At 37.7% G+C, this 24504-nt stretch carries 28 protein-coding genes; 5 read left to right on the top strand and 23 right to left on the bottom strand.

Features of this window, described 5'->3' with window-relative positions:
* Window positions 1-152: 152 nt before the first annotated feature.
* Window positions 153-563 (bottom strand): hypothetical protein, encoded by a 411-nt coding sequence (locus CDOM16189_RS06190; RefSeq protein ID WP_169976179.1) that lies wholly within the window; start codon window positions 561-563, stop codon window positions 153-155.
* Window positions 563-934 carry an L-arabinose ABC transporter gene (locus tag CDOM16189_RS06185; protein ID WP_169976181.1) on the bottom strand — a complete coding sequence of 124 codons (372 nt, stop codon included), beginning with the start codon at window positions 932-934 and terminating at the stop codon, window positions 563-565. Before CDOM16189_RS06185 ends, CDOM16189_RS06190 begins: the two co-directional genes overlap by 1 nt.
* A gap of 84 nt (window positions 935-1018) precedes the next feature.
* Between CDOM16189_RS06185 and CDOM16189_RS06180 the strand changes: the two genes are divergently transcribed.
* From CDOM16189_RS06180 to CDOM16189_RS06160, 5 genes are all read left to right on the top strand, one after another.
* A complete protein-coding gene (locus CDOM16189_RS06180) occupies window positions 1019-1531 on the top strand; it encodes an ATP/GTP-binding protein (RefSeq protein ID WP_169976183.1) in 513 nt (170 codons plus the stop codon).
* 77 nt (window positions 1532-1608) lie between these two features.
* Window positions 1609-2304 (top strand): dUTPase, encoded by a 696-nt coding sequence (gene dut / locus CDOM16189_RS06175; RefSeq protein ID WP_169976185.1) that lies wholly within the window; start codon window positions 1609-1611, stop codon window positions 2302-2304.
* Entirely contained in the window at window positions 2301-3032 is a 732-nt protein-coding gene (locus tag CDOM16189_RS06170; RefSeq protein ID WP_169976187.1) for an EI24 domain-containing protein, read from the top strand. The genes dut and CDOM16189_RS06170 overlap by 4 nt, the downstream gene beginning before the upstream one ends.
* Window positions 3033-3117: 85 nt before the next feature.
* On the top strand, window positions 3118-3309 hold the full coding sequence (locus CDOM16189_RS06165) for a hypothetical protein (protein ID WP_169976189.1): 192 nt from the start codon (window positions 3118-3120) through the stop codon (window positions 3307-3309).
* Between the two features lie 14 nt (window positions 3310-3323).
* Window positions 3324-3719, top strand: a complete 396-nt coding sequence (locus CDOM16189_RS06160) for a polyketide cyclase (RefSeq protein ID WP_169976191.1) — start codon at window positions 3324-3326, stop codon at window positions 3717-3719.
* Window positions 3720-3735: 16 nt separating this feature from the next.
* On the opposite strand, the gene CDOM16189_RS06155 is transcribed toward CDOM16189_RS06160, so the two are convergent.
* From CDOM16189_RS06155 to rplM, 21 genes are all read right to left on the bottom strand, one after another.
* Window positions 3736-4509 carry an ABC transporter ATP-binding protein gene (locus CDOM16189_RS06155; protein WP_169976193.1) on the bottom strand — a complete coding sequence of 258 codons (774 nt, stop codon included), beginning with the start codon at window positions 4507-4509 and terminating at the stop codon, window positions 3736-3738.
* Window positions 4509-5492: a FecCD family ABC transporter permease gene (locus CDOM16189_RS06150; RefSeq protein ID WP_169976199.1), complete on the bottom strand. Its 984-nt coding sequence runs from the start codon at window positions 5490-5492 to the stop codon at window positions 4509-4511. The genes CDOM16189_RS06155 and CDOM16189_RS06150 overlap by 1 nt, the downstream gene beginning before the upstream one ends.
* Window positions 5493-5536: 44 nt before the next feature.
* Window positions 5537-5947, bottom strand: coding sequence for a hypothetical protein (locus CDOM16189_RS06145; protein ID WP_169976195.1), 411 nt, complete (start codon window positions 5945-5947; stop codon window positions 5537-5539).
* Between the two features lie 35 nt (window positions 5948-5982).
* On the bottom strand, window positions 5983-7005 hold the full coding sequence (locus CDOM16189_RS06140) for an ABC transporter substrate-binding protein (RefSeq protein ID WP_169976197.1): 1023 nt from the start codon (window positions 7003-7005) through the stop codon (window positions 5983-5985).
* Window positions 7006-7077: 72 nt separating this feature from the next.
* Window positions 7078-7482 carry an acyl-CoA thioesterase gene (locus CDOM16189_RS06135; RefSeq protein WP_349304335.1) on the bottom strand — a complete coding sequence of 135 codons (405 nt, stop codon included), beginning with the start codon at window positions 7480-7482 and terminating at the stop codon, window positions 7078-7080.
* A 20-nt stretch (window positions 7483-7502) separates the two neighbouring features.
* Entirely contained in the window at window positions 7503-9341 is a 1839-nt protein-coding gene (ciaB, locus tag CDOM16189_RS06130) for an invasion protein CiaB (RefSeq protein WP_169975824.1), read from the bottom strand.
* Between the two features lie 88 nt (window positions 9342-9429).
* A complete protein-coding gene (locus CDOM16189_RS06125) occupies window positions 9430-9732 on the bottom strand; it encodes a hypothetical protein (RefSeq protein ID WP_169975822.1) in 303 nt (100 codons plus the stop codon).
* Window positions 9733-9811: 79 nt separating this feature from the next.
* Entirely contained in the window at window positions 9812-12256 is a 2445-nt protein-coding gene (locus tag CDOM16189_RS06120; RefSeq protein WP_169975820.1) for a molybdopterin-dependent oxidoreductase, read from the bottom strand.
* Between the two features lie 35 nt (window positions 12257-12291).
* On the bottom strand, window positions 12292-12870 hold the full coding sequence (locus CDOM16189_RS06115; RefSeq protein WP_169975818.1) for a hypothetical protein: 579 nt from the start codon (window positions 12868-12870) through the stop codon (window positions 12292-12294).
* Between the two features lie 119 nt (window positions 12871-12989).
* Window positions 12990-14105, bottom strand: coding sequence for a DNA adenine methylase (locus tag CDOM16189_RS06110; RefSeq protein WP_169975816.1), 1116 nt, complete (start codon window positions 14103-14105; stop codon window positions 12990-12992).
* A 16-nt stretch (window positions 14106-14121) separates the two neighbouring features.
* Complete coding sequence (luxS, locus tag CDOM16189_RS06105; RefSeq protein ID WP_169975814.1) at window positions 14122-14628, bottom strand: S-ribosylhomocysteine lyase; 507 nt, start codon at window positions 14626-14628, stop codon at window positions 14122-14124.
* Window positions 14629-14703: 75 nt separating this feature from the next.
* Entirely contained in the window at window positions 14704-15132 is a 429-nt protein-coding gene (locus CDOM16189_RS06100; protein WP_169975812.1) for a hypothetical protein, read from the bottom strand.
* A complete protein-coding gene (locus CDOM16189_RS06095; protein ID WP_169975810.1) occupies window positions 15133-16011 on the bottom strand; it encodes a class I SAM-dependent methyltransferase in 879 nt (292 codons plus the stop codon).
* A gap of 127 nt (window positions 16012-16138) precedes the next feature.
* Window positions 16139-16630, bottom strand: a complete 492-nt coding sequence (gene fldA, locus CDOM16189_RS06090) for a flavodoxin FldA (protein WP_169975808.1) — start codon at window positions 16628-16630, stop codon at window positions 16139-16141.
* A 14-nt stretch (window positions 16631-16644) separates the two neighbouring features.
* On the bottom strand, window positions 16645-17370 hold the full coding sequence (locus CDOM16189_RS06085; protein ID WP_169975806.1) for a hypothetical protein: 726 nt from the start codon (window positions 17368-17370) through the stop codon (window positions 16645-16647).
* Window positions 17371-17691, bottom strand: coding sequence for a DUF2325 domain-containing protein (locus CDOM16189_RS06080; protein ID WP_169975804.1), 321 nt, complete (start codon window positions 17689-17691; stop codon window positions 17371-17373).
* A gap of 306 nt (window positions 17692-17997) precedes the next feature.
* A complete protein-coding gene (nifJ, locus tag CDOM16189_RS06075; RefSeq protein WP_169975802.1) occupies window positions 17998-21576 on the bottom strand; it encodes a pyruvate:ferredoxin (flavodoxin) oxidoreductase in 3579 nt (1192 codons plus the stop codon).
* A gap of 166 nt (window positions 21577-21742) precedes the next feature.
* On the bottom strand, window positions 21743-22393 hold the full coding sequence (locus tag CDOM16189_RS06070; protein WP_169975800.1) for an HAD family hydrolase: 651 nt from the start codon (window positions 22391-22393) through the stop codon (window positions 21743-21745).
* Between the two features lie 91 nt (window positions 22394-22484).
* Complete coding sequence (locus tag CDOM16189_RS06065) at window positions 22485-23489, bottom strand: OmpA family protein (protein WP_169975798.1); 1005 nt, start codon at window positions 23487-23489, stop codon at window positions 22485-22487.
* Between the two features lie 190 nt (window positions 23490-23679).
* Window positions 23680-24069, bottom strand: coding sequence for a 30S ribosomal protein S9 (rpsI, locus tag CDOM16189_RS06060; protein ID WP_169975796.1), 390 nt, complete (start codon window positions 24067-24069; stop codon window positions 23680-23682).
* A 2-nt stretch (window positions 24070-24071) separates the two neighbouring features.
* Window positions 24072-24500 (bottom strand): 50S ribosomal protein L13, encoded by a 429-nt coding sequence (gene rplM / locus CDOM16189_RS06055; RefSeq protein WP_169975794.1) that lies wholly within the window; start codon window positions 24498-24500, stop codon window positions 24072-24074.
* Between the last annotated feature and the right edge of the window lie 4 nt (window positions 24501-24504).

Below are 24504 nucleotides of genomic sequence, written 5' to 3'. Positions count from 1 at the left end.
GTTTATCCTTTTTAAAATTTATTTTGAATGAATTATATCAATAAAAATAATATTGGTATATTGTACTTAGGTACAATATGAATGTAATATATTAAAATTTTTTAAAAATATACTTACAACAAATCATATTATTACTCAAGCATAGACTTGAATCAAAAATTTCTACTCCACTCTATCTTCTTGCCAAAGCCAAGTGCGTTGTTAGTAAATTTTATCCAGTTTAAATTTATAGCGTAAATTCGCGGATTCATAGCAAGCGCATAAGGAAATCGCTTAAAATAAATCTTACGCTCATCTTCGCTTGCTTTACTCATCACTCCCTTAAACTGCACGCCTTTTATATTGCCCACTATCTTCGTATCAAGTGCAATGGTGCCTGCAACCTCACTTGAAATTTCAAGCGCTTTAATGTGAGTCGTTTTATCATCTCCGGCTACGATAAGACTAAAATTCTCTCTATCAAAAGCATAAAAACAGCTTGCCGCGTAGGGTTTAGCATCGCTTATCACCGCAAGGCTAAGCAGGTGCATCTTGCTTATAAATTTTAAAATTCTCTCATCCATCAGCTTAAAAATCCCGCAAAAAATGCCGAAACTTGAGTGAAATTTAGCGTTATGTAAGATACGATCAATATCCAAAAAGCAAGCAAAATAAGCTCAATTTTTAAGAAATTTCCCTCAAATTTTTTAAATGCCAAAGTTGCAGCCAGTCCGCCTAAAACGCCACCGATCAACGAAAAATAATGAATCGCGGAAGGCTTTACAAATTTAGGCAAAAGATCTTTAAAAAATAGCGCAAACATAACAAACGCAAGCAAATTTGCAAGCAGTAGATAATAAGCGATAACCGGAATTTGCGGATAGAATTTATGCAGGATAAAACTCAGACAAGTTATCGCAATAAGCGCAAAAACTCTCGCTCCAAAGCAGCACATCTTAAGCCTTTTTTGTTTAATTTTACAAAAATCGCTATTAAGTTTGGTTGAGATTTGACGATTTAAAAAACAAAAAGGATTTTTATGCAGATTAATTCAAGTTACGCAAATTTCAACAATTTCGACTTTAGCTTTAAAACCAGTAGCGGAGATGAGATTAAGTTCTCGATGTATGATAATAAAAGCCTTGAGTATGCAAGCTCTCGCTCCTCAAACGCACAAAGTCGCTCTTTAACGCTAACGCACGAGTATGGATATAGCTTTTCTTATGTCGGAAACGGACTTGATGAAAATGATAAAAAAGAGCTAGCTAAAGCGCTTGAAAGTATTGCTCCTAAAATAGACGAGTTTATGAAAAACGTAAAAGCGGGCGAAACTCCTGCATTTACTAAACTCACAAACCTTGCAAATAGCCTTAAAAAAGAGCTTCCTGCCATCAAAGATATAAATCACAAAAATTTCGTCAGCGAAGGCACTCTAAGGCTATTTGACGAACTGCTAAAACAAAATAAGGCTGACTTAAACCTGCTTGAAACTTCCAAAAAGCTATTTGATAATTTAATCGAGCAGCTTGACAGCTTCAAACTCTACGTTTAGTCTAAATTTAGCGTTTGCAATGCAGCTGTTATTAAATTTTCGTTATAATCTCGCAATTTGAAAATAAGGAAATTTTTATGAATGCGCAAGAGATGATAACTCAAATGCTAAATTTACAGCAAATTTTAAACGACGAAACCAACGGCATAGGCTGGGAAGAAGGCATAAATAAAAACGGCAAGCTTATAAACTGGAGACGCTGCATATATATGGAGTGCGCCGAACTCATAGACAGTTTTGCATGGAAGCACTGGAAAGACATAAACGCGCCTACGAACAAAGAAAATTTACGCGTTGAAGTTGTTGATATCTGGCACTTTTTGATGAGCCTTATGCTTGAACAATACAAGATAAAAAATTTAGGAGATATAACTAAGCTAAGCGAAGATATCTGCGCTTCAAGCGGATTTAACGAATTTTGCAAAGACGCTTACAATATCGAAGACGAAAGCATTTATGAAGTGATGAACGACATAGAGATGCTCATACACAAATCAAGCGGATTTGAATTTCAGCTGTTTGACCTGCTTAAAGTGTATTTTGCGATGAGCCTAAAATGTGGCGTAAATTTACACTCGCTATATGAATGCTACATCGGCAAAAACGTGCTCAATCGCTTCCGCCAAAACAACGGCTATAAAGACGGCACTTACAAAAAAGTCTGGAACGGCAAGGAAGATAATGTCGTTATGAGCGAAATTTTAAAGCTAAATTTAAACGGCGTAGACGAGGTATATGAAGCCCTTGAAACAGAGTATAAAAAAGTAAAATGATAAAGAATTTTAACCTCGCCGTTAAGGACTTTTTAACGGCTAAATTTCTTATCCTTTCGACCCTGCCGCTTGTGCTTAGCATTATCGTTTTAGGTGCGCTTATGATATTTGGCGGCAAGGAAATTTACACAGCCTTAAGCATGGGTGCCGCAAGCGGGGATTTTAGCTTTTTAGACGAAAGCGCTCATCCTTATATCACCGCGATTTTATCATACGGCTTTACGAAGTGGATAGTTTCTGCTCTCTTTTATCTGACGGGTACATTTTTCGTGCTTATACTTTCGGTTTTTATAGCGCTTATCGTGGCCGGGTTTTTAACTCCGGTAGTAACTGACGAGATAAACAAAAGACACTACAAACTGCCCAAATTTGAAACCATATCGCTAGCTAGATCATTAAAGCTTATGGCAATTGTGATAGGCAAATTTAGCCTTCTTTTTCTCATAAGCCTCCCGCTTTTATTTGTGCCGGTTTTAAATTTATTCATCATAAACGTGCCATTTTTTTATCTTTACTATTCGCTTTTATTTATCGATATCGGCTCAAATACGCTTAGCAAAAACCGCTTTGAGATAGCTCTGCTTGACATGGGTGGATATGAGTATAAATTTACCGCTCTTATATTTTATCTGCTTTGTTTGATACCGCTTGTCGGGCTGTTTTTGCAAATTTTCTTTGTGATTTACTTTTCGCACTTTTTCTTTCAAAAAGAGCAAATTCATCTTTAAATTTGCTACAATTTGAATTGATTTAAATCATCTTGGCTTTTTAAATTTCAAGTTAAAATAAGCAAAATTTCAAAAAGGATTTATAATGAAAATAAACGGAATTTATGCATGCAACGTCTGTGGAATAACCAGCGAAGAAAACTCAAACGCCGTATTTATCCACGCTCACAAAAACGGTCAAGAGGTTGAAATTTGCACCAGCTGTATCCCAAGCGTAGTGCATGGATCAGGTCTTGTCGTAAAATCAAACGAAGAATTGCTTGACGATATGGACTAATCTCAGGATGAAAGATGGCAACTTGCACTACCACCTCAAAGATAAACTGCGATATCAAAAGAGTTTGGCAGGTTGTCACCTCTTTTAAAGAGTGTGCGTGGCGCAGCGATCTAAAAGAGACTAAAATTTTAGATGAAACTCACTTTGTAGAAATTTCAAAAAACGGTCGCCAAACAAATTTTAAAATCACTCTTTTTAAGCCTCATGAAAGGCTTGAGCTTAAGATAGAAAATGAGAGTATAAAGGGAACTTGGATCGGAATTTTCAAAGAAGAAAACTCGCAAACCATCTTAAATTTCACAGAAAACATAAAACCTAAAAATATTTTTCTAGCACCGATTTTATATCTTTACCTAAAAAGACAGCAAAATTTGTATATTTCAGACTTAAAAAGAGCCTTAAACTGCTAAAGTTTGGCTCTTTGGCTTAAAGCGGATAAGTTAAACAACAACTTCGCTTTACACTCTCAACGAAGCTCACATCAAGCGGAGTATCGTAAAGCTGGCTTAAATTTTCGCTTTTGATTATCTCGCTTACACTCCCGCACTCGACCTCTCCGCCGTTTTTCACAAGTGCCACAACTCCGCCAAGCAAGATGGCAAAGTCGGGATTATGCGTGGTTAGGATTATGGTGTAGCCCTTTTCAAGCAGCCATTTTGCCATCTTTAAAAACTTATACTGGTTGCCAAAATCAAGCGCTGACGTAGGCTCATCAAAAATTATGAGTTCAGGCTCGGCGGTAAGGGCTCTGGCGATAGAACTCATCTGCTTTTCTCCTCCGCTCATTTGAGTTATAAATTTGCTCTCAAGATGGCCGATACCAAGCATTTGGATGTATTTTTTAGCTGTTTCATAGTCCTCTTTGGCAGGCTTAGCAAAAATTCCAAGATGAGCCGCTCGCCCCATTGTGATGTATTCAAGCGCGCTGTATTCATACTCACAAACCTCGCTTTGAGCCACATAAGCCATGAACTTGGCTCGCTCTTTATTGCTCATATCAAGCACGCTTCGTCCATTTAGCATAACTTTGCCGGAATTTGGCTTAAGTGCACCGCTCATGAGACCAAGCATAGTTGATTTGCCCGCGCCGTTTTTACCAAGCACGGTTAAAATTTCACCCTTTTTAAGGCTTAAATTTACGTTTTTAAGACGCCCGGCACCGTTTGGATAGGCAAAATTTAGATCGATTATCTCAAGCATCAAACAACCCTTTTATTTTTAAAAAGCACCCAGATGAAAAAGGTCGTGCCGATAAAGCCCGTAAGCACGCCAAGTGGCACTTCGCTAACGCTCATCGTGCGAGCTAAAGTATCAACGATAACCAAAAAAATCGCACTCATAAATATGCTTGCCGGTATACTTCTTGAGTTATCGGCACCTACTAGCATGCGTGCAAGATGAGGCATCAAAAGCCCTATCCAAGCCACTATACCGCTTATGCAAACGCTACTTGCCGTAAGCAAAGTCGCGCAAACTATGATGACACCTCGCTCAAGTGCAACGTTTACGCCAAGCCTAGCCGCACCAAGATCGCCAAGCGAGAGCAAATTTATCCGCCAGCTCATAAGTATGAGCAAGATCACGCAAACCACCATGACAGGAGCAAGCACGTATAAATTTGACACATCTACCTTAGCCAGGCTTCCAAGCTGCCAATAAACGATGTCGGCTAGCTTAGTTTCTGGGTCTGCGATGTATTTTAAAAAGCCGATTATCGACATCATAAGCCCACTTACGATGACGCCTGAAAGCACGAGCATAAGAGTGCTTGCTCGCCCCATAAGCTTTGGTATACTTAGCGTCATGCCAACGGCGATCAGCCCACAGACAAATGCCATAGCCTGAATACCAAGCAGTGAAAAATCAAGCAGTATCGCACTGGCTGCACCTACGCAAGCGCCCGCTGAGACACCAAGTAGATCGGGGCTTACAAGCTGGTTTCTAAAAACTCCTTGATACGCGGTGCCGCTTACTCCAAGCGCAGCTCCTACTAAAATCGCCGCAATAATGCGAGGAAGGCGAATCTGCGTAACGACGTTATAGATATTTTGAGGTATCTCAAACTCAAATCCGATCAAAGCCAGCATAGAGCGCGCCACATCGCTAAAACCCACGCTAAATCTACCTATGCCAAGAGCCAAAACTGCCGTTATAAAAGTAAGCGAGACAAGCAAGATGAGCATAAATTTAAACGAGAATTGCCTTTTTATCAGTTTTAAACTCACAACTAGCCTTTAAAAGTAAATTTCGCAAAGATAACCTGAAATGCGTTAACTACAAACATAGGCAACGCAAGCAGTGCAAAAAGCAAGGCAAACTCATGTATCATAGCGCCTTGGGTAAGTAAAAAATAGATCAAAATAGCTATCATGATCTCGCGAAATGGCATTATGAAAAGATTATAAAGCACTTTTTTATCCGCCTGGAAATCTACAAATTTAAGATACAAAAACGACACAACCGAAGGCAGAAAAAAGAGCAGAAATAAAATCAAAATTTCATGCAAACCAAAAGAGCCTAAAAATTTTAAATTCTCATCATCATAAAACAAAGAAGCCATGCAAGCTATCACAACCGCCAAAACCGCTCCGCCCAATACAAAATAGTTAAAAGCCGGCTTTTCATAAAATTCTTGCATGAGCTTCTTTCTTTTATAGTTTTATGAAATTTGAGCTATTTACCCTCCGGACTTAGCCCTTTTAAGATGTAACCAAACTCCTCGTCACTTAGTTCGTAGTTCATAAATTGCTTATAAAATTTCTTAGTTTCAGCCTTCATATCGATGTTTTGAAACTTCTCAGGATGCAGAGTTTTAGCCGCCCAAAGTATTTGAAGAGCACCTTCTGAGCCATATCTATCCCAGCTAAACACACCGCTTGGATTGCCGTAAACTCGCTTATCTTTAACCGCTTTTAGTCCCGAAAATACTATGTCTTTATAGATTTTTTCAACGGCTTGCTCGTTTTTAACGCCTCCAACGATGATCACATCAGGATCTGCCTTGATGATCTCTTCAGTGGTGATCTCTATCATATTGCCCTCTTTTTCGATAGCGTTAACTCCGCCTGCAAGCTCGATCCACTCGTTTATGATAGTCTTTTTGCCATCAACTTTTAACAAATTTGTACCGTTTAGTATATGAAGCACTTTTGGACGATCGGTAGCTGAAATTTTACTCGTGATATCATTTACTAGCTTAAAATTTGAGTCAAAATAGTCGTTAAACTCTTTAGCCTTACTAATTGCATTGTTGCCGATTATCTCAGCTGTCATCATCACGCTTTTTTTCATATCGTCATAATTTGTAAAAAGCGCGTAAAATACGTTAAATCCATGTTTAACTAGCTCTTCGCGGTAGTTTTTGTTTGACACGATTATAGCATCAGGAGCTAGCTTTACGAGCTCTTCTATCTGGATATCGTTGCCGTTTAGTGAAGCTGGAATTTGCGCAATAGGCTTATAGATGTGTGCAAACCACTTGTTTTGCTTGATCTTATCGGTAGTTGCTACGATCTTGTCTGCACCGCCTACTGTTAGGATCATCTGGTTATTTGCATGCCAAAGAGCGCCGATTTTTTTAGTTACGGCAGGGATTTTTACCTCATTTCCGGCCATATCCTTGACGCTTCTAAATTCGCTTGCATTTAGGCTTAAAAGACCCAAAATAAGTAGAGAAACTAAGCTTAGCTTTTTCATAAATATCTCCTTTATATAATTTAATATATAAAAGAAATATTACAAAAATGCATATTAAAATTAGCTGTAAATTTAAAACCCGTGCAGCCTCTTTAACTCTTCATCAATCGGCTTTTTAACTCCGTCTTTTGTGACACTTACGTAGGTTGCGATCGCGCTTGTTACGTGTATGCACTCACGAAAGCCATCTTTATTTAGCCTTTGAGCTGTTACTTCTATCTGCGTTTTTATCGATGTTTTGCCCACTGCAAGAATTTTAGCGTAGCAGCTAACCACATCTCCAATAAAGACAGGCTCTTTAAAGATAACCTCTTGCATAGATATCGTTACAACTCTCTCAGGCGCCACTTCACGCGCGGCGGTCGCTCCTGCAAGGTCGATCTGGCTCATTATCCAACCGCCAAATATATTGCCTGCAGAGTTTGTATCCTTCGGAAGCGCAACCAGCTTGATACGCGGCTCACCCATTGAATCTATCATCCACTCTCTCCTTTTTGTTAGTTTTGTTTTTTGGCTATCTCTTGCCATTTTTGCCATTCGCCGCTATTATCGACCTCATTGCCGATCTTTTGGTACTTGTCGTAGTAAAATTTCACAAATTCTTTCACGGTTTCATCTTTTGGCAGATAGCTTTGTCCGTCACGCTCACAAAATTTGGCTAAAAACTCGCCTGCTTCAGCTTTTTTAACATAATGAGTTGCTAAATCCTCATAATTTTTCATACAAATTTCTTTGAATTTCTCGTAGCTTTGCAAGCTAAAATTCACGCTTAATTTCTCATCTTTAAAGCCAAGCACACCCGCTTTAAAAAGCAAGCTAAGATGGATAAGCCCTTCGCAATAATACGCTCTAACCTCATCAACCTCACGCCAAGCTATAAGTCCCACGCAGCGCGCTATAAGCTCATGAAATACGGGCAGCTTATACATTTCTTCTTCGTGCAAAAAGAAATTCACAAGCCCGCCGGTTGTGGCCTTATATTCTTCTATAAATTTAAACACGCCGCCAGTATTCATCTCTTTTTCGCTATCTTCGCTCACAAAAAGCACATGTCCAAACTCATGCCCGATCGTTGAAATTTCATAAACTCTTCTCCACACTTCAGGCTTGGTAAATAAAATTTCTCTTCCGAAATTTAAAAACTCTTTATCAAAAATTTCGCCCGAAAGCCTCATAAAAGGCCTAGCTTTTGCGCTTTCATAGACGTGATTTACAAAGGCAAAAATTTTCTTACCGCATTTTTTGCTTACAAACTCATCGTTTGGCACAACTTGGGCTGAAAATAGTCCGTTAAGCTCGGCACCATAATAAATCATAGGATTTGAGATGTAAAGCTGAGTTTTATTTATGTTTGAAAGCACAAGCTCGTGCATTTTAAGGCTATTTGCAACCACTTGCTTATAAATTTTTTCAAAGCTCTCTTTGATCTCGCGTCTAAATTTCTCCTCGTTAAATTCGCTTACTTCAGCAAGCCTGATGTCCCACTCAAGCGCGACCGCGTGCGTGTAGGCATCCTCGTAGTATTCAAGCGGATGTCCTACTTGAAGCTGCGAGCGCACATCCATCCAAGCTATCTCAGCCTCTTGCCAAGCAGATATCACTTTAGAGTTATCCGTCTCGCAAAAAGCGTCTTTTAGCTTGATAAAATAGTTCACATAGGATTTGTGATCTTCGTGCGAAGCTATTTTTTTAAGGCTTTCTATCATCTTTTCAAGCCTATTTGCCACCTTGCCGACCTCATCTTTAAAAGCCAAAACATAAGGCGCAAATTCATATTTTTCGCCTGATTTTACAACCGCTCCGTAGCTTCTATCGGCCTTCTCTCCGCTTGGCTCGGTCTGAAAAAGCTTGTTTTCATCAATAAATTTCAAAGCCTCGTTAAAATCTTTAAATTTAGCCTCAAATTCTTTATTTGTAGTCTGTAAAATTTGCTTATTCCAAGATATTTGCCAGTCGTTCATCGCAAGCCCTATGTCGTGAACTCCTTTTAGCAGGGTTATATAAAATTCGTCCAAAACGCCCTCTTGCGCGATTTGATCTATCAAATTTGCGTGGCGACTTTCATAAAGATTTTTAACATATATAAACATCCGATCTTTTACCGCTTTTATCTCTTCTTCGCTCTTTTTAAGCTTTTTTAACTCGTTTTCAAGCGGCTCTTCTTTAAGATCTACAACACGTCTTAAAACGGCTATTTTTTCGCTCTTTGCACCCTCAAATCCCGCTATCTTAAGCCCTTCGCTTAATATCTCGTTATCTTCAAGATTTGTGTAAAGTGCGTTTAATTCAGCCTTAAAAGCCTTTAAAATTTGTGAAACTCTCACAAAATCATTCATACTTATCCTTTGATTTTTTATTTTAATATTGTAACTTAAATTAATTATGTTTATCAAGTAAGATTTGAATACAAATTAAGATTTTAACCTATTGATAAGATCGCACAGGCTGCATAAGCTCTATTGCCTCTTTGATTGACTGGGTGGCCTTTATACAGACGTTATCTCTATCGTTTAAAGTATTTATTCTCTCAAGACCCTTATTAAAAGCATCTTTCATCTTTTTGACCTCGGCTTGCTCATGTTTGTTATTTTCAGCTCTGGCGTCTAATATTCTAAACATCTCATAAGCTGTTTTCTTATACTCTTCGCAAGGATCATTAGGCTCCGATACGGTCGTAACGCCAAATGCGAAGACCGAAGTTATCATTAGAAATAGAATTTTTTTCATATTTTTCCTTTTAAATTTTTACACTATGATAACATAAAACAGTTTATAGAGTTTAGCCCAAGAAATCTTGGGCTAAATTTTATAGAGATTGAATAATAGTAGGTTTTGAGAATGCTTTTATAGGCTTAATCTCGCCTTTAAATTTCTCAATCTGTGCTAGAGTTGTGTGGGCTGTGTTGCTTTGAGCTAGCTTACTTGTGCCTTTATCACGAGTTAATACGTTTACGCAACCATGTTGGCAAAGGCTCTTTTCTCCCCATTTTTCAGGATCATACCACGCACCTTCACATATTGCAGCAACCTTTTCTTGAATAAGATCGGTTATAAGCACGCCTGCTAAAATTTCACCGCGATCATTAAATACTCTTACGATGTCACCATTGGCAAGACCTCTTTCTTTAGCATCTTTTGGATTCATCAAAATAGGCTCTCTGCCGCTAACCTCGGCAAAATTTCTAATAATAGAGTTATTTAGCTGAGAGTGTAAGCGATATCTTGAGTGAGGACTTACTATATGTATCGGATATTTTTTAGTCTTTTCGCTACCGAGCCACTCGAATGGCTCTAGCCAAGTAGCATGTCCAGGGCAGTCATCATAGCCATATTTAGCTACGGCAGGAGAGTAAATTTCAATCTTACCGGATGGTGTTCCAAGGCGATTTTTTACAGGATTTTCTCTAAACGCCGCTAGTCTAGTGTATAGCTCCGTCTCTTTTTTATCTTGTTCAAATCTTACAAAACCTTTCTCCCAGAACTCTTCAAATTTAGGCATTTGTACATTGAGATTTTTTGCTTGAGTTACCGCATCGTTGTAGAATTCCTTAACCCAATCAAGCTCTGATTTTCCTTCTGTGAATACTTCGCCAACGCCCCATCTTTTACAAATTTGCTCACAAATCCAAAAGTCGCTCTTGCTCTCTCCCATAGGATTAATGATAGGTCTATATGCTACGATATATTCGCCGTTTGGAGCGGTTTGGTTGATGTCGTTTCTCTCAACTTCGATAGCCACAGGGAATACTATATCAGATAACCTTGCTGTACTCGTCCAATAAGGCTCTGCAGTGATAACTGTTTCAAATTTTTTCCATTGTTTAACGATATTATTTACATCTTGGTGACGTGTAAACATCGAACCTGATGCATTATAAGCTACTCTCATATGTGGAAGTTTTATCTTTTTACCGTTATGATCTATCTCTTTGCCTGGATTTTCAAGTGCTTCGATAGAGCGTGATGAAGGAATAGTTACGTTTTTAAATTTTTTCCAAGGAGAGTCTGGCGTCTCATATTTTTCACTTATTCTTGTGCTAAGACCCTTTAAAACCGGAGCTATCTTATCTCCGGCACCGCCTGAGTTATATCCTAAACTAAACTCAAACCCAAGACCCTCTTTGCCGATATGCCCTAGCATAGCACTTAGAGTAACTAAAGCCCAGAAAATTTGCTCTCCGTGGTCTGCTCTTTGAAGTGCACGACCTATTAAAATAGTAGTAGGCTCTTTTGCTAGTTTTTCTGCAAATTTAGCGATATATTCAGGTTGAACACCACAAATTTTACTAGCCCACTTAACATCTTTAACAATCTTATCCTCCACACCAAGCAAATAGTCTTTAAATTTATTAAATCCAACCGTATATTTTTTAATAAACTCAGCATCATAAAGATGATTTTCATATAAGTGGTGGCACATTCCAAGCACCATTGCGGTATCGGTATTTGGTACAACTATTATAGGTTCAGAGCCTAAATAGCGAGCAGTATCGTTAACCATTACGTTTACGCTATAAGTTTTTATGCCTGATTTTTTAAGATCTATGATGCCAGGATAGTTAGAGTGAAGTGGAGGAATAGAACCTATTTGATTTGTAACTATCGGATCAGTACCCCAAAATACTACGTTTTTAGCATTTTTAACAACGGCTTTCCATTTGGTTGGCGTATCATAAACCGAACCGCTTCCCAATACATAAGGCATTATAGTAAGACCTGCTCCCGTCGAATAATCATCAGTCTCCTCAACATATCCGCCAAGAATTTTTAACATTCTGTGAGCTACGGTTCTGCCCCAGCCTACTTTACCGCTACCGCCCCACCAGTAGCACTCGCCGTAGATACTTTCAGGGCCATATTTATCAAAATTTTCTTTTAAAGCCTTAGCGGCAAGATCAAGAGCTACATCCCAGCTAACTCTTACAAACTCTTCATTACCTCTTAATTCACTTTTTGCAGGACCTTTAGCCTTTAGATAGCTTTTTCTTACCATCGGATAAAGAACTCTGTTTTCGTTTTGAATCACATCCGGCAGCGAATAATTCATAGTATTTGGGAATTTATCACCTTCAAAATCACTTACAGAAACGATCTGCTCTGAATTTATATTGGCCCAAAAAGTTCCAAATCTATTTGCTCCAAAAACTTTCTTATTGTCAAAAATAGTTTTTGTAACACCATCAATCCTACTAGCGCTCAAAGAGCTAGCTCCAAGAATAGCTGAGGTCTTTATAAAATCTCGTCTTTTCATATTATCCCCTTTTCTAAATATTGGTCTTTTTAATTTTAATAACTTTCTTTAGCGTTATGCTGCAAATATTTTGTGATTAAATTTAAACTATTTTCATCTATTGCAGTATAACCAGCATCAATCATGCCTTGCAAACTTGCAGGCCACTGATTAGCTGTAAAATCATTAGGCTGATGCAGTCTGTGACAGGCAGAACAGCTCTCTTCGTATATTTTTTTTGCTTGGTCGTACAAGGCCTCCTCATCGGCTGTTATAAGCTTTGAATCAACCTCATAAACTCCACTTACCTCATGCCAAATTTCACCATAATCATCTTCTAATTTCTTATTAAAAACAAAATTACCGTCAACATCTTCATTAAAAACAACAAAAACTTCAGCATTTGGAATGCTTCTTTGGATTCTCTCTTTATAATTATCCGCAACTACTCCTTGTATTTTTATCTTAGTTAGAGATTGTCCTTTTTCTACAATTTCAACAGGAGTTAAAACCTCTATTTTTCCTATGTCTTTGCCGTTTAAAAAAATTGCGGTTGTTTGAGATATAAAATCTCCCGCAAACATCGAACTAAAAGCTGTAGCGGTAATCATCAAAGATATAAGTTTATTTTTCATAAAATTTCCTTAAAAAATAAAGTTAATGAAATTTTATTAAAATTGAACTTAAAATTACATTGATATATTTAGTAGCTTTATAATTGATTAAATATATATTAAAAAGATAAATTATTAACTTATTTTTTTAATATATAAAGAAGTTCGTTTACGTGTAAATTTCTACTATTTAAGTTTCTACCTCCACGAAATGTATTGTATTTTTGTTCTCTCAACTCTACTTTTCCAAATTTTTTAAGGTTTTTATCAAAACTCTCTTTAGAGATAAACCCTTCCGAGTTAAAAGAAATTAGCACAAATTTAGCCTTCAGCTTGCCAATGAGATCAAAAAACGCTTCGGCAGTGTTTGCTCTTTGATTATAAACGGAGCGATTCCAATCTTTAGCTATGCCTGAAACTTTTGAAATTTCACTTGGACGCTCGTATTTGGCAATCAAATTCAGCATAAAGTAGTTTGAGCCGTAAGGGTGCTGGTTATAAGGAGGATCAAGATAGACTAGATCGATCTTGCCAATCTCGCCTGCTAGTAAATTTGCGTCCTTTTGCATAACTTCAAATTCGACGTTAAAATTTGAAAAAACAGGCATTTTAAGCTCGATAGGAGCTAGAATTCTTTTTAACGCGTTTCTTCCTTCGCCGCCAAACTGCCCTATTTTATCTTTATTTTTATAAAACCCCTTAAAAACTCCGCTCGTATTTGCATGCACGCTCGCAGAGTGTAAAAGCGGAGCTAGGAAAAATGGTTTTAGCCGCTCATCCAAAAGCTCTATCTTAGCCCTTGCCGTATCGATATAGCGCGCGTTATAAGGAGTGTAAAAAACTCTATCGTTTGGAGTGATATTTGCCTCATCTTTTGGCGAGTAAAGCTCAGTGATAAAACCGCTTTTAAGCTCGCTTTTTATCTCTTTTTTGAGCTTTGCCAAATTTGATTTAAGTTCACCTTTAAGTTCAGGCGTCAAATTTGCAAGGTAGCACTCATTTGTGATTTTAGAATACAGCTCAAGATCGTTTGCAACGATAAAATTTGCATGTCGCTTTAAAAATCTAGCCACAATTCCCGAACCCGAAAAGACATCCGCGCAACTTAACTTATCTCGCCTTAATTCGCTTTTAGCGTGCAATACGCCCTGCTCTATAAATCCAAGTAAGGAGCGCTTATTGCCAAGATAGGTTAAAATTTGCTCGGTTAGAAAAGCCTTGTTTTCGCTTAAATTTTCAGGCTTTGCACAGCTCATCCGCGTCAAATTTCGCTCACAAACCCATAGCTTTTAGATCAAGTTTGATTTCATCGTTATTTATGATGCCAAGTCCGCTTTTTAAAATTTTATCGGCTATCGCGTGCGCTTCATCAAGCGAGTGCATCTTGTATGTGCCACATTGATATACGTTTAGTTCTGGGATTTCGCTTTGACTTTTTACGTTTTTAACGTCTTGCATAGAGGCTAGCCACGCCTGTCTTACCATATATTCACTAGGAGTGCCAATAAGACTCATGTAAAAGCCCGTTCTACAGCCCATCGGCGATATATCGATGATCTCAACTCCATTGCCATTTAGGTGATCTCTCATAAATCCCGCAAAGAGGTGCTCAAGCGTATGAATGCCCTTTTCAGGCAAAATTTCCTCGTTTGGCTTGCAAAATCTAAGATCAAAAACGCTTATATCATCACCATTTGGTGTTTTCATCGTTTTAGCCAGGCGAACTCCGGGTGCGTTCATCTTTACGTGATCTACACAAAAACTATCAAGTAGCGGCATATCTATCCTTTTTTTCGTGAGATTGTAGCGAAAATTTGATAAAACCTCAAAGACAAAACTGCTGATATCAGAGAATTATTTAACCTTGAAAAATTTTGAAGGAATTAAATTTAATATAAAAATATATATAAAACTTAATCCAGCCGAGAATGCATAGCTAATATTTTGGTAAAACTCGTTTGGCGCAGGAACTAATTTTAATAAATATATATTAGTTACTAGATAAATACCTGTGAGAAATAATGAAAACAACGCAAGAGAGAAAAATGAAAATTTTTTAAAAAATGTAAAAAATTTAATAAAGATATAAGATGCCAAAAGATAAAAAACAGTTTGAAGAGACTCGGTTTCTTTGTTTTGACCTGATGAATTAAAATCTATTTTAGCATCCATAAAAGCGACTATAACTATAGCCCAGCAAGACAAAAATCCCATTAATATGGCCCATCTTATAGGGTTTTGCTCTGAAAATTCTTTCAAATTTAGTAACATAAGAAAAAACAACTATTTTCTATCACTATGCCATATAGCAATCGAACCCGGATTAAACGGATCTTGCGAAAATCCGATCTCCAATATCGCACCATCTACCTCTATTATTTTGTTTTTAGAAGCTTGTTTTAACATATCGGTAAAATTGACATTCCAACCTTGCTGCACTATGAATTCCATATGTTTTTGACTTAAAGGGCCTGTTAGATGCATCTGAAAACCAAATGGTTCAAGATGTACGCATCTAACTTGTTTGGCAGAATTTGCCACAACCTCAAACCAATTATCTGAAATTTGTGACACCTGCTCAATAGAATGACAAGTAAATATAAATGCTCGCTCTCCAAAATCAATATCTAGTCTTGGTTCGAGATGGTTAAAATGAAAAAATTTAGCATTCATATTTGGAGTTGCTTTAGCCAGTTTGTTAGCAAGATCTACACCGCTTTTTGTAAATTCTCCGCCAAAATATGGGGTATCGACAGGTCCACCTCTATAAAATATCTCAAACAAATTTCTTCCATATCCACATCCAAGTTCGATAATGGAATCGTAAGGCCCCGTCTCGTCAAAAATATCTATAAGCATATCAACAAAATTAAAATTTGCATAAAATGGTATTACAATCTCATTGCCCCTCATGGAGCTTAGTCGCATTATGGGAATATTAATCGATTCAGATATCGCATTTGTGGGATCTCCTTTAATCTTTTCCCATGATATTACTTCGCCATCTGTTATTGATATACGATATTTACGTTCTTTCTTTTCAAGCTCTTTAATGGCTTGGTAGCCATTCATTCCACGGCTTAAACACTCACTCATAAACTCTGCTCTTACTTTCCAGGCTTTTTCATAAAATTTTTGCCACTCTACATTCTGAAATGCCATCATTACTCCAACTGTAAAAATTTAAAAAATATTTTAACTACAAAAGGCTTAAAATTTAGTGGTTTTTATAGTAGATTGATACAAGATTTATTTTAAAAAGTTTTCCCCAAAAGACAGGGGAAATAAATCATGCGAAATTCGGTTTTATCTGCTCAATCCAAGCAAGAATTCTTGGCTCTGTTTGATCGCTTTCATTATCCGCATCAAGGGCAAGTCCTACGAATTTGCCGTCGCGAACAGAATCGGAACTATCAAAGCTATATCCATCTGTTGATACGCTACCTACGACTTTTCCGCCTTGTTTGACAACATGATCGTAAAGCTTGCCCATAGCGTTGCAAAACTCGTCGCTATAGCTCTCGCTGTCGCCCATTCCAAATACCGCAACAGTTTTGCCGCTAAGCTCAAGACCTTCGAAATCAAACGCATCCCAGTCATCTTGTAAGTCGCCGCTTCCCCAAGTAGAGGTGCCAAGGATCAGCTTATCAAAGCCATTTATCTTATCTGCGTCACAATCGCTTACATTTAAAAGCTCGTTTTCAAGCCCTAAATTTTCAGACAAAAATTTTGCCGCCTCTTCAGTATTTCCCATACTGCTTCCAAAAATTATTCCTATCATAAACTTTCCTTAAATTAAAATACATTATGGCTGATAGTGTAAGGAACGAGCTTGAGCCTAGCCTCACCGCCATAGCTTCCGCAACAAGTATCGACCTCTATGTGTTTTAAGAAGTTTGTGTTGCGCGGAAAAACAACAAACATCCTGTCAAATCCGTTCTCCTCAAGAGCCTTAAAAGCCCTTGCGATTTCGTAATTTGCAAGATGAAACCTATCTTTTGAAATCTCTTTAAAGCTAGGAAAAACTCCGAAAATTTTTCTGCCGTTATGCTCTGCAAAGATTATGCCGTCTTGAAAATAAACATTTTTATCAAGATGTTTTCTGCGGATTTTATCATAAACAAACTGAGAAAACATTATATTTGCGTCAAAACAAATTCCGTTTTGTGATTTAAGCAGCATCAAAAGCTTTGCAGCAGGGTGCTTAGGAGTGCCTGCGATAACGGGAATTTCATCTAAATTTCCATTTTTAAAGGCATGAATTATCACGCTTGAAGTTACACAAAAGCTAACGGCTTTTTTAAAGCTTTGGTGTTTAAATTTGCATAACTCATCAACTCTTTTTAAAAAGATATTTTGCAAGCTAAGTCCAAATTTGTGATAAATTTGAGGAATTTTTAGCTCATCTTCAACGCATGAGTTATACAAATTTATGAAAATTTTTGCTTTATTTACCCTGTTAAGCTTTGAAAAAATACTTGGAGTTATTTCTCCAATATCTGATAAAAAGCCGAATTTCATTTAGCAATCTTTGGATTTGCATTTGAATTCCTTGTCTAGTCCAAAGACTTTGCAGTATTCGCAAAATACGCAACTAACGCTTCTTTTTGCGCATACTATCGGGATATTTCGCTTTTTGGCTTGAGTTTTTATGGTCTTCATTGTGTTGTGATTTAAAAAGCTCGTTAGCATCACGACACATTTAGTATCTTGCGGGATTGGCTTGCGATTTACTCTGTTTTCGTTTCTTGCGTCCCAGTGCTCTATCTTGTCCGCGCCCAAATCTCTTAAAACCGCTTTTATCGGCGTTATCTCGTCGGCTCCGATTACTAAAACTGACATGTGAACTCCTAGCTTTTGTTTATCTTGATAGTGATTATTATAAACTATCTTTGCTAAATTATTTCTTAGTTATGATATCTATTATCAGTTTAGTGTAAATTTGTAACATGAATTTTAGTTTGTAAATTTTGTAGTTATTCTTAAAATTTATACTTAAATTTATTGTTTATTTTAGCAAGTAATGTTAATTAAAAGTCCAAATTTATTATAGAATAAAATACTAAAATTTTAATCACAAAAGCATTTATTTTTGGTATTTAAAGAGTAAATTTGACTGCACAAAAGCACAGTCAAATTTATGTATTGTTAATTTTCTGCTTGGTTTTCTTCTTTAACTTCAACCTCATCGCTAAAATCAGCCACAGATAAGCGTTTTAGCTGGCGATAGCGACGCTTAGCGTCATCTTCGTTTTTCTTTAAAAGCGCATCTGCATGCTCTGGATTTGTCTTTTTAAGAGCGCTATATCTAACTTCATTTAATAAAAATTCCTCATAAAGGCTCCAGTCAGGCTCTTTAGATGTCATCTTAAGCGGATTTTTACCCTCTTTCATTAGTCTTGGATCATAGACATAAGTTGGCCAATAGCCGCATTTTGTCGCAAGTTCGGCCTGATTACCCGAATAGCTAAGTCCGCCTTTGATACCGTGAGCGATACAAGGCGAGTAGGCTATAACAAGACTTGGTCCGTCATACGCTTCAGCCGCCAAAATCGCTTTTATCGTGTTTGCTTGGCTTGCGTTTGAGTTGATCTGTGCTACAAATATATTACCATAAGTCATCGCGATATAGCCAAGGTCTTTTTTCTGAGCAGGCTTGCCTGAGGCGGTAAATTGCGCGATAGAACCCGCACGGCTTGCTTTTGAGCTTTGCCCGCCCGTATTTGAATAAACTTCCGTATCAAGCACAAGCACATTTACGTTTTCTCCGCTTGCAAGCACGTGGTCAAGTCCGCCAAAGCCGATATCATAAGCCCAACCGTCGCCTCCGATGATCCATTGAGATTTTCTAATGAGATATTTTTTAAGGCTTAAAATTTCTTTCACGCCTTCAACTTGCGAATTTTGCTCTAAAATCGGCACCAAAATTTTAGCTATCTCTTTGGTTTTAGCACTATCGTTTTTAAATTCACACCAGTCGGTATAAAGTGCGCTAAGTGCGTTTGGCACGATATCTTTTGTGCGAAGCATTATATCCTCTATGCGGTGGCGAATAGTTTGGGTGGCTACTTCCATACCCATACCAAATTCGGCATTATCTTCAAACAGCGAATTCGCCCAAGCCACGCCGTGTCCGTCTTTATTTGTGGTGTATGGCGTAGAAGGTGCACTTCCTCCGTAAATCGAACTACAACCTGTCGCATTCGCCACTATCATATGATCGCCAAACAACCTTGTGATAAGTCCCAGATAAGGAGTTTCGCCGCATCCCGGGCAAGCTGCGTGGAACTCAAAAAGAGGCTGAGCAAAGCTTGAGCCTTTGACGCTTTCTTTGCTCATAAGATCATCTTTATAAGTTACATTTTTAAATAGATAATCGGCATTTACCTGCTCGTTTTTCTCTTGTTCCTCCTCAAAAGGCACCATTACAAGAGATTTTTCTTTGCTAGGGCAGTTTTGAGCGCATAGCTCACAGCCGGTGCAGTCTAGGATACTAACTTGAATTTTATATTTTAGCCCTTTTAGTTCCTTGCCTTTTGCGTCTAACACGTGATCTTTTACGGTTTGAGGAGCCGCTTCAAGCTCGTTATCATCTATCAAAAACGGTCTTATGACGGCATGCGGACATACGAATGCGCATTGGTTACACTGGATACAATTTTCCTCTATCCATTTTGGCACCATCACACCCACTCCGCGCTTTTCATAAGCCGTTGTTCCCGACTCGAAGTGTCCGTCTTCATAGCCCAAAAACGCAGATACCGGCAAGCTATCACCCTTAGCCGCATTTATCGGTTTTACTACCTTTTCGACAAAATCGGTTCCGATATATTGTTCTTTCGTATCGCTCTCATCGTTTAAATTTGCCCAAGCAGGATCTACTGGTACTTTTACAAGCTCACCGGCACCCATATCGATAGCCTTATAGTTCATCTCAACTATCGCTTCGCCCTTTTTGGAGTATGCTTTGTGAGCGTATTCTTTCATGTATTTTTGCGCATCTTCAAAAGGTATGATGTCTGCAAGCTTAAAAAAGGCTGACTGCATAATAGTATTTGTGCGATTCTTAAGCCCGATATCATGAGCCAGCTTAGTAGCATTTATGATGTAGAAATTTACGTTTTTGCGAGCCAAAATTCTCTTAACTCTGTTTGGAATTTTAGCCAAAGTCTCCTCTGCATCCCAGATTGAGTTTAACAAAAACGTTCCATTTTGTCTTATGCCGTCTATAACCTCGTAAAGTTCAAGATACGCCGCGACCGAGCATGCGACAAAATGCGGGTTTGAAACAAGATATGTCGAGCGGATAGGGTTTTTGCCAAATCTTAAATGCGAGCGTGTGTATCCGCCTGATTTTTTACTATCGTATGCGAAATAAGCCTGAGCGTAAAGGTCGGTCTTATCGCCGATGATCTTAATGGAGTTTTTATTGGCTCCAACAGTTCCGTCCGCGCCAAGTCCGTAAAACAAACACTCTTTTACACTATCATCACTTAATGAAATTTTCTCTTTTACCTCAAGCGATGTAAATGTAACATCATCTACAATTCCTACGGTAAAGCCGTTTTTAGGCTCATTTAGTTTTAAATTTTCAAATACCGCGATCATCTGAGCAGGATCAACATCCTTTGAGCTAAGTCCGTATCTACCGCCGACTATGACAGGTTTTAATTCGCTTTCATAAAATGCCGCTTTTATGTCAAGATATAGTGGCTCGCCCAAGCTTCCGGGCTCTTTTGTGCGGTCTAAAACGGCGATTTTTTTAACGCTTTTTGGCATAACGTCAAATAAGTATTTTAAGCTAAACGGACGATACAAATGAACTTTGATAATGCCTACTTTTTCGCCTTTTTCTCTTAAGTGATCAACAACCTCTTCAAGGGTTTGAGTTACCGAGCCCATAGCTATTATAATTCGCTCCGCCTGCGGATCTCCATAGTAGTTAAACGGCTTATAATCGCGTCCTGTTATCTTTGAAATTTCAGCCAAATAATCAGCAACTATATCAGGAACCGCGTCATAAAAGCGGTTAGTTAGCTCTCTGGTTTGAAAGTAGATATCATCGTTTTGAGCCGTACCTCTAGTCTTTGGACTCTCAGGGTTTAGCGCCTCGTCTCTAAATTTTTGAACCGCCTCTTTATCCAAAAGTCTATCAAAATGAGCATAATCCATAACTTCAATCTTTTGAATTTCGTGACTTGTTCTAAATCCGTCAAAGAAGTGCAAAAACGGTACGCGACCCTTAATAGCCGCCAAATGCGCAACGCCTGCGATATCCATAACCTCTTGAACAGAACCGCTTGCCAGCATCGCAAACCCCGTTTGGCGACAGGCATAGATATCTTGATGATCGCCAAATATAGAAAGCGCCTGAGCGGCGATAGAGCGAGCACTCACATGAATAACTCCAGGAAGAAGCTGCCCTGCGATCTTATACATATTAGGAATTTTTAAAAGCAGACCTTGAGAAGCCGTGTAAGTAGTGGTAAGCGCGCCTACTTGAAGTGAGCCGTGAACCGTTCCTGCCGCGCCTCCTTCGCTTTGCATTTCAACAACTTTGACGGGCATTCCAAATAAATTTTTCTTTCCTGCCGCAGCCCAAGCGTCAGTGTAATCAGCCATCGGAGAACTCGGAGTAATAGGATAAATTCCCGCAACTTCCGTAAATGCGTAAGAAGCGTAAGCCGCCGCCTCGTTACCGTCCATAGTTTTCATAATTTTACTCATTTATTTGCCTCATCTTTATCATAAAATCTTTTATTATAAAACGAAATTCCAAAATATATGATTAATCAAAAGAATTATTGAGTATTTTAAGATGAATTAAAAGTATAAATTTATTACTAATGAATACTAAAATAGATTTACAGCTTAAATCTTCAATAAATTTATTCTATAGTTTTGCTATAAACTCAACTGCCCGAAGCGGATTTTCAAAGATATGGCTTGAGCATTTTTTCAAATTTTGCAAATCCTGATAACCGCACAAAAGAGCCAAACCCTCTATACCAGCTGATTTTGCTGCCATCATATCCATACATGTATCGCCTATCATAAACGCAAACTTTTTATTTTGCTCATTATCTTTACCTAGATTTTTAAGAGCTAAATTAATAGGCTCAGGGTTTGGTTTGGGGTGCACTACATCATCTCTGCCAACTACTGTTTTAATAAACTCTTTAATACCCAAATACTCAAGTAAATTTACAGAAAATTTAGAAGTTTTTGTAGTAACAACTCCTACGTCAGCAATTTTGCTAGCAAGCTCTACAGCCTCTTTAGCAAAATCTAAGAGGGTTGTTTGGTCTAGATAAATTTGTTTATAGCAAGCCTTATAAGCATCGATATAATTTTGAATCAAATCTTTATCCACTCCAAGACCGCCAAACATAACATCAAGAGGATGTCCAACAAGAGATTTTACTGCATCCTGGTCTGGTTTTTGATTATTATGAACTTTAAATGCAGTATCAAACCCTGTTAAAATAGCGGAAGTAGAGTCTATAAGTGTGCCATCCAAATCAAAAAGTATCGTTTTTTTCATTTGTTTTCTTTAATTAAAAAGTAGATAAAAAATTAGGCTCTACCGCTATATAGCGATAAAGCCTAAATAATGTAGTTTTTTACAGCCTAAATTATTTATTAAATTTAGCTTCAACGCGTCTATTTTCAGCGCGTCCCTCTTTTGTTTTATTATCAGCCACAGGTTTAGTCTCACCGTAAGCTACGGTTGTGATCTTATTTGAGCTTACACCAAGATTCTCAAGGGCTTTAGCAACAGCATTTGCTCTCTTTTCTGATAATTTTAAGTTGTAAGCCTCAGCACCAGTACTATCAGTATGGCCTTCTAAAACTACACGGTAGTTTGGATTTTCACTCATAAACTCGGCAACTTTTTTAATCTCCTCAAGATATTTTGGTGTTATTTTATAGCTATCAAATGCAAAATTTACACCTAAATCTCTAAGCACGATAACTTTCTCGCAGCCTGTCTCGTCAACTACAACACCCACCGGAGTATTAGGGCATTTATCAACATCATTTAAAACACCATCATTATCATCATCAAGATTTACAGCTTTTGGCATCACTGGTTTTGGCTCAGGGGCGGCAACAACTACTGGAGCAGCTTTCTCGATAAATCCTACAGCAAAGCCAAGTGTATAAAATAGATTGTGATCTCCGTGCTCAAATTTGATAGCGTCTACAGCCTCTACACGAAGTGCGAAGTTATCTGTAACTTTATATTTTAATCCTAAACCATATTGTCCGAATCCGCCATCTTCATTATCTACAAATTTAGCAGATACATCTTCCCAACCAGCGCCAACTAGTCCATAAAGTGACAAATCATTGGTTAATCCAAAATCCTTAATAGCGTTTACAAAGTATCTTGCAGCGTTACCTTTTACACCAAACTCTTTAATATTGTTTGAGTAATTAAAACCAAGCTCAACTTGATCTAAAAATGAATTTTCAAGATTTCTTCCAACTCTTAAGCCTATAGTAACGTGTTCATTTGTTCCAAGATTTCCTTCTGGATGAACTCCTCCTATAGTTGGAGTTAACTCGTAGTTATATGCTGAATCAGTAGCAAACAAAGCTGTAGCAGCAACTAAAGCAATAGCAATCTTTTTCATAGAATATCCTTTCTTATGATTTTTAATAAAACCATAAATATTATTTTATATATATTTAATAAATTTTATTTAAATACTTCATTTGTACTTATAAATATTTATCAAATACAAAGAAAATTCTCAAAGCCTTATATGTCTTGAGAATTAAACTAAATACAATCTCAGATATACCAAGATCCACAAAAATATATTAACGTTTAGAGAATTGCGGACTACGTCTTGCTTTTCTCTTACCAAATTTCTTACGCTCAACCACACGAGAGTCACGAGTTAATAAGCCTTTTGGTTTAAGAACTGCTCTAAAATCACCGTCCATTGCAGCTAAAGCACGTGAAATTCCGTGTCTTAAAGCCTCAGCTTGAGCTGAATATCCACCACCCAAAGTAGTAGCAGTCACATCTACAAGGCTCTCTTGCTTAGTAACTAGAAGAGGTTGAACAACCTTTAGCTTGATAGCCTCATGTCCGCCAAGCCAGCTATTTAGATCCATTCCATTTACTACGATTTTGCCGCTTCCTGACTTTATCCAAACTTTAGCGACAGCAGTTTTTCTTTTACCAGTTGCATAAACTTTTGCCATAATTATTTTCCTTCTTTTTTAGCGATTTGAGCTGTATGAGGATGTTCGCTACCCGCATAAACTTTTAGTTTTTTTATCATCTCTCTACCAAGTTTTGTCTTTGGAAGCATTCCGCGAACTGCAAGCTTAAATAGCTTTTCAGGTTTATTGGCTACCAAATCACCAAATTTCTCACTTTTTGTACTTCCGAAATAGCCAGAATGTCTGTAGTATAGCTTATCTTCGGCTTTGTTATTTCCTGTAAATTCTACTTTTGAAGCGTTGATGATGATAACATAATCTCCACAATCAACGTTTGGAGTAAAATTTGGTTTATTTTTGCCACGAAGTATTGTCGCAACTTCGGTTAGCAATCTACCAAAACGCTTGCCTTCCGCATCAAGGACAATCCAATCTCGTTTAACCTCGTTTGGCTTTGTTATTTGTGTCATTTTT

The sequence above is a fragment of the Campylobacter sp. RM16189 genome, from assembly GCF_012978815.1.
Lineage (GTDB): Bacteria > Campylobacterota > Campylobacteria > Campylobacterales > Campylobacteraceae > Campylobacter_A.
This window is presented reverse-complemented; position numbering and strand designations above follow the sequence as displayed.

What these genes read in the sequence shown, in the direction of transcription:
- CDOM16189_RS06120 (WP_169975820.1), bottom strand. Translation starts at nt 12,256, where the DNA reads ATGAAAAGACGAGATTTTATAAAGACCTCAGCTATTCTTGGAGCTAGC.
- CDOM16189_RS06155 (WP_169976193.1), bottom strand. Translation starts at nt 4,509, where the DNA reads ATGCTTGAGATAATCGATCTAAATTTTGCCTATCCAAACGGTGCCGGG.
- fldA (WP_169975808.1), bottom strand. Translation starts at nt 16,630, where the DNA reads ATGATAGGAATAATTTTTGGAAGCAGTATGGGAAATACTGAAGAGGCG.
- CDOM16189_RS06140 (WP_169976197.1), bottom strand. Translation starts at nt 7,005, where the DNA reads ATGAAAAAGCTAAGCTTAGTTTCTCTACTTATTTTGGGTCTTTTAAGC.
- dut (WP_169976185.1), top strand. Translation starts at nt 1,609, where the DNA reads ATGAATGCGCAAGAGATGATAACTCAAATGCTAAATTTACAGCAAATT.
- CDOM16189_RS06110 (WP_169975816.1), bottom strand. Translation starts at nt 14,105, where the DNA reads ATGAGCTGTGCAAAGCCTGAAAATTTAAGCGAAAACAAGGCTTTTCTA.
- CDOM16189_RS06125 (WP_169975822.1), bottom strand. Translation starts at nt 9,732, where the DNA reads ATGAAAAAAATTCTATTTCTAATGATAACTTCGGTCTTCGCATTTGGC.
- nifJ (WP_169975802.1), bottom strand. Translation starts at nt 21,576, where the DNA reads ATGAGTAAAATTATGAAAACTATGGACGGTAACGAGGCGGCGGCTTAC.
- CDOM16189_RS06080 (WP_169975804.1), bottom strand. Translation starts at nt 17,691, where the DNA reads ATGTCAGTTTTAGTAATCGGAGCCGACGAGATAACGCCGATAAAAGCG.
- CDOM16189_RS06185 (WP_169976181.1), bottom strand. Translation starts at nt 934, where the DNA reads ATGTGCTGCTTTGGAGCGAGAGTTTTTGCGCTTATTGCGATAACTTGT.
- CDOM16189_RS06085 (WP_169975806.1), bottom strand. Translation starts at nt 17,370, where the DNA reads ATGAAATTCGGCTTTTTATCAGATATTGGAGAAATAACTCCAAGTATT.
- CDOM16189_RS06150 (WP_169976199.1), bottom strand. Translation starts at nt 5,492, where the DNA reads ATGCTCATCTTGCTTGTCTCGCTTACTTTTATAACGGCAGTTTTGGCT.
- rpsI (WP_169975796.1), bottom strand. Translation starts at nt 24,069, where the DNA reads ATGGCAAAAGTTTATGCAACTGGTAAAAGAAAAACTGCTGTCGCTAAA.
- CDOM16189_RS06145 (WP_169976195.1), bottom strand. Translation starts at nt 5,947, where the DNA reads ATGCAAGAATTTTATGAAAAGCCGGCTTTTAACTATTTTGTATTGGGC.
- CDOM16189_RS06070 (WP_169975800.1), bottom strand. Translation starts at nt 22,393, where the DNA reads ATGAAAAAAACGATACTTTTTGATTTGGATGGCACACTTATAGACTCT.
- CDOM16189_RS06115 (WP_169975818.1), bottom strand. Translation starts at nt 12,870, where the DNA reads ATGAAAAATAAACTTATATCTTTGATGATTACCGCTACAGCTTTTAGT.
- CDOM16189_RS06160 (WP_169976191.1), top strand. Translation starts at nt 3,324, where the DNA reads ATGGCAACTTGCACTACCACCTCAAAGATAAACTGCGATATCAAAAGA.
- CDOM16189_RS06170 (WP_169976187.1), top strand. Translation starts at nt 2,301, where the DNA reads ATGATAAAGAATTTTAACCTCGCCGTTAAGGACTTTTTAACGGCTAAA.
- luxS (WP_169975814.1), bottom strand. Translation starts at nt 14,628, where the DNA reads ATGCCGCTACTTGATAGTTTTTGTGTAGATCACGTAAAGATGAACGCA.
- CDOM16189_RS06065 (WP_169975798.1), bottom strand. Translation starts at nt 23,489, where the DNA reads ATGAAAAAGATTGCTATTGCTTTAGTTGCTGCTACAGCTTTGTTTGCT.
- rplM (WP_169975794.1), bottom strand. Translation starts at nt 24,500, where the DNA reads ATGACACAAATAACAAAGCCAAACGAGGTTAAACGAGATTGGATTGTC.
- CDOM16189_RS06095 (WP_169975810.1), bottom strand. Translation starts at nt 16,011, where the DNA reads ATGGCATTTCAGAATGTAGAGTGGCAAAAATTTTATGAAAAAGCCTGG.
- CDOM16189_RS06190 (WP_169976179.1), bottom strand. Translation starts at nt 563, where the DNA reads ATGGATGAGAGAATTTTAAAATTTATAAGCAAGATGCACCTGCTTAGC.
- CDOM16189_RS06180 (WP_169976183.1), top strand. Translation starts at nt 1,019, where the DNA reads ATGCAGATTAATTCAAGTTACGCAAATTTCAACAATTTCGACTTTAGC.
- ciaB (WP_169975824.1), bottom strand. Translation starts at nt 9,341, where the DNA reads ATGAATGATTTTGTGAGAGTTTCACAAATTTTAAAGGCTTTTAAGGCT.
- CDOM16189_RS06165 (WP_169976189.1), top strand. Translation starts at nt 3,118, where the DNA reads ATGAAAATAAACGGAATTTATGCATGCAACGTCTGTGGAATAACCAGC.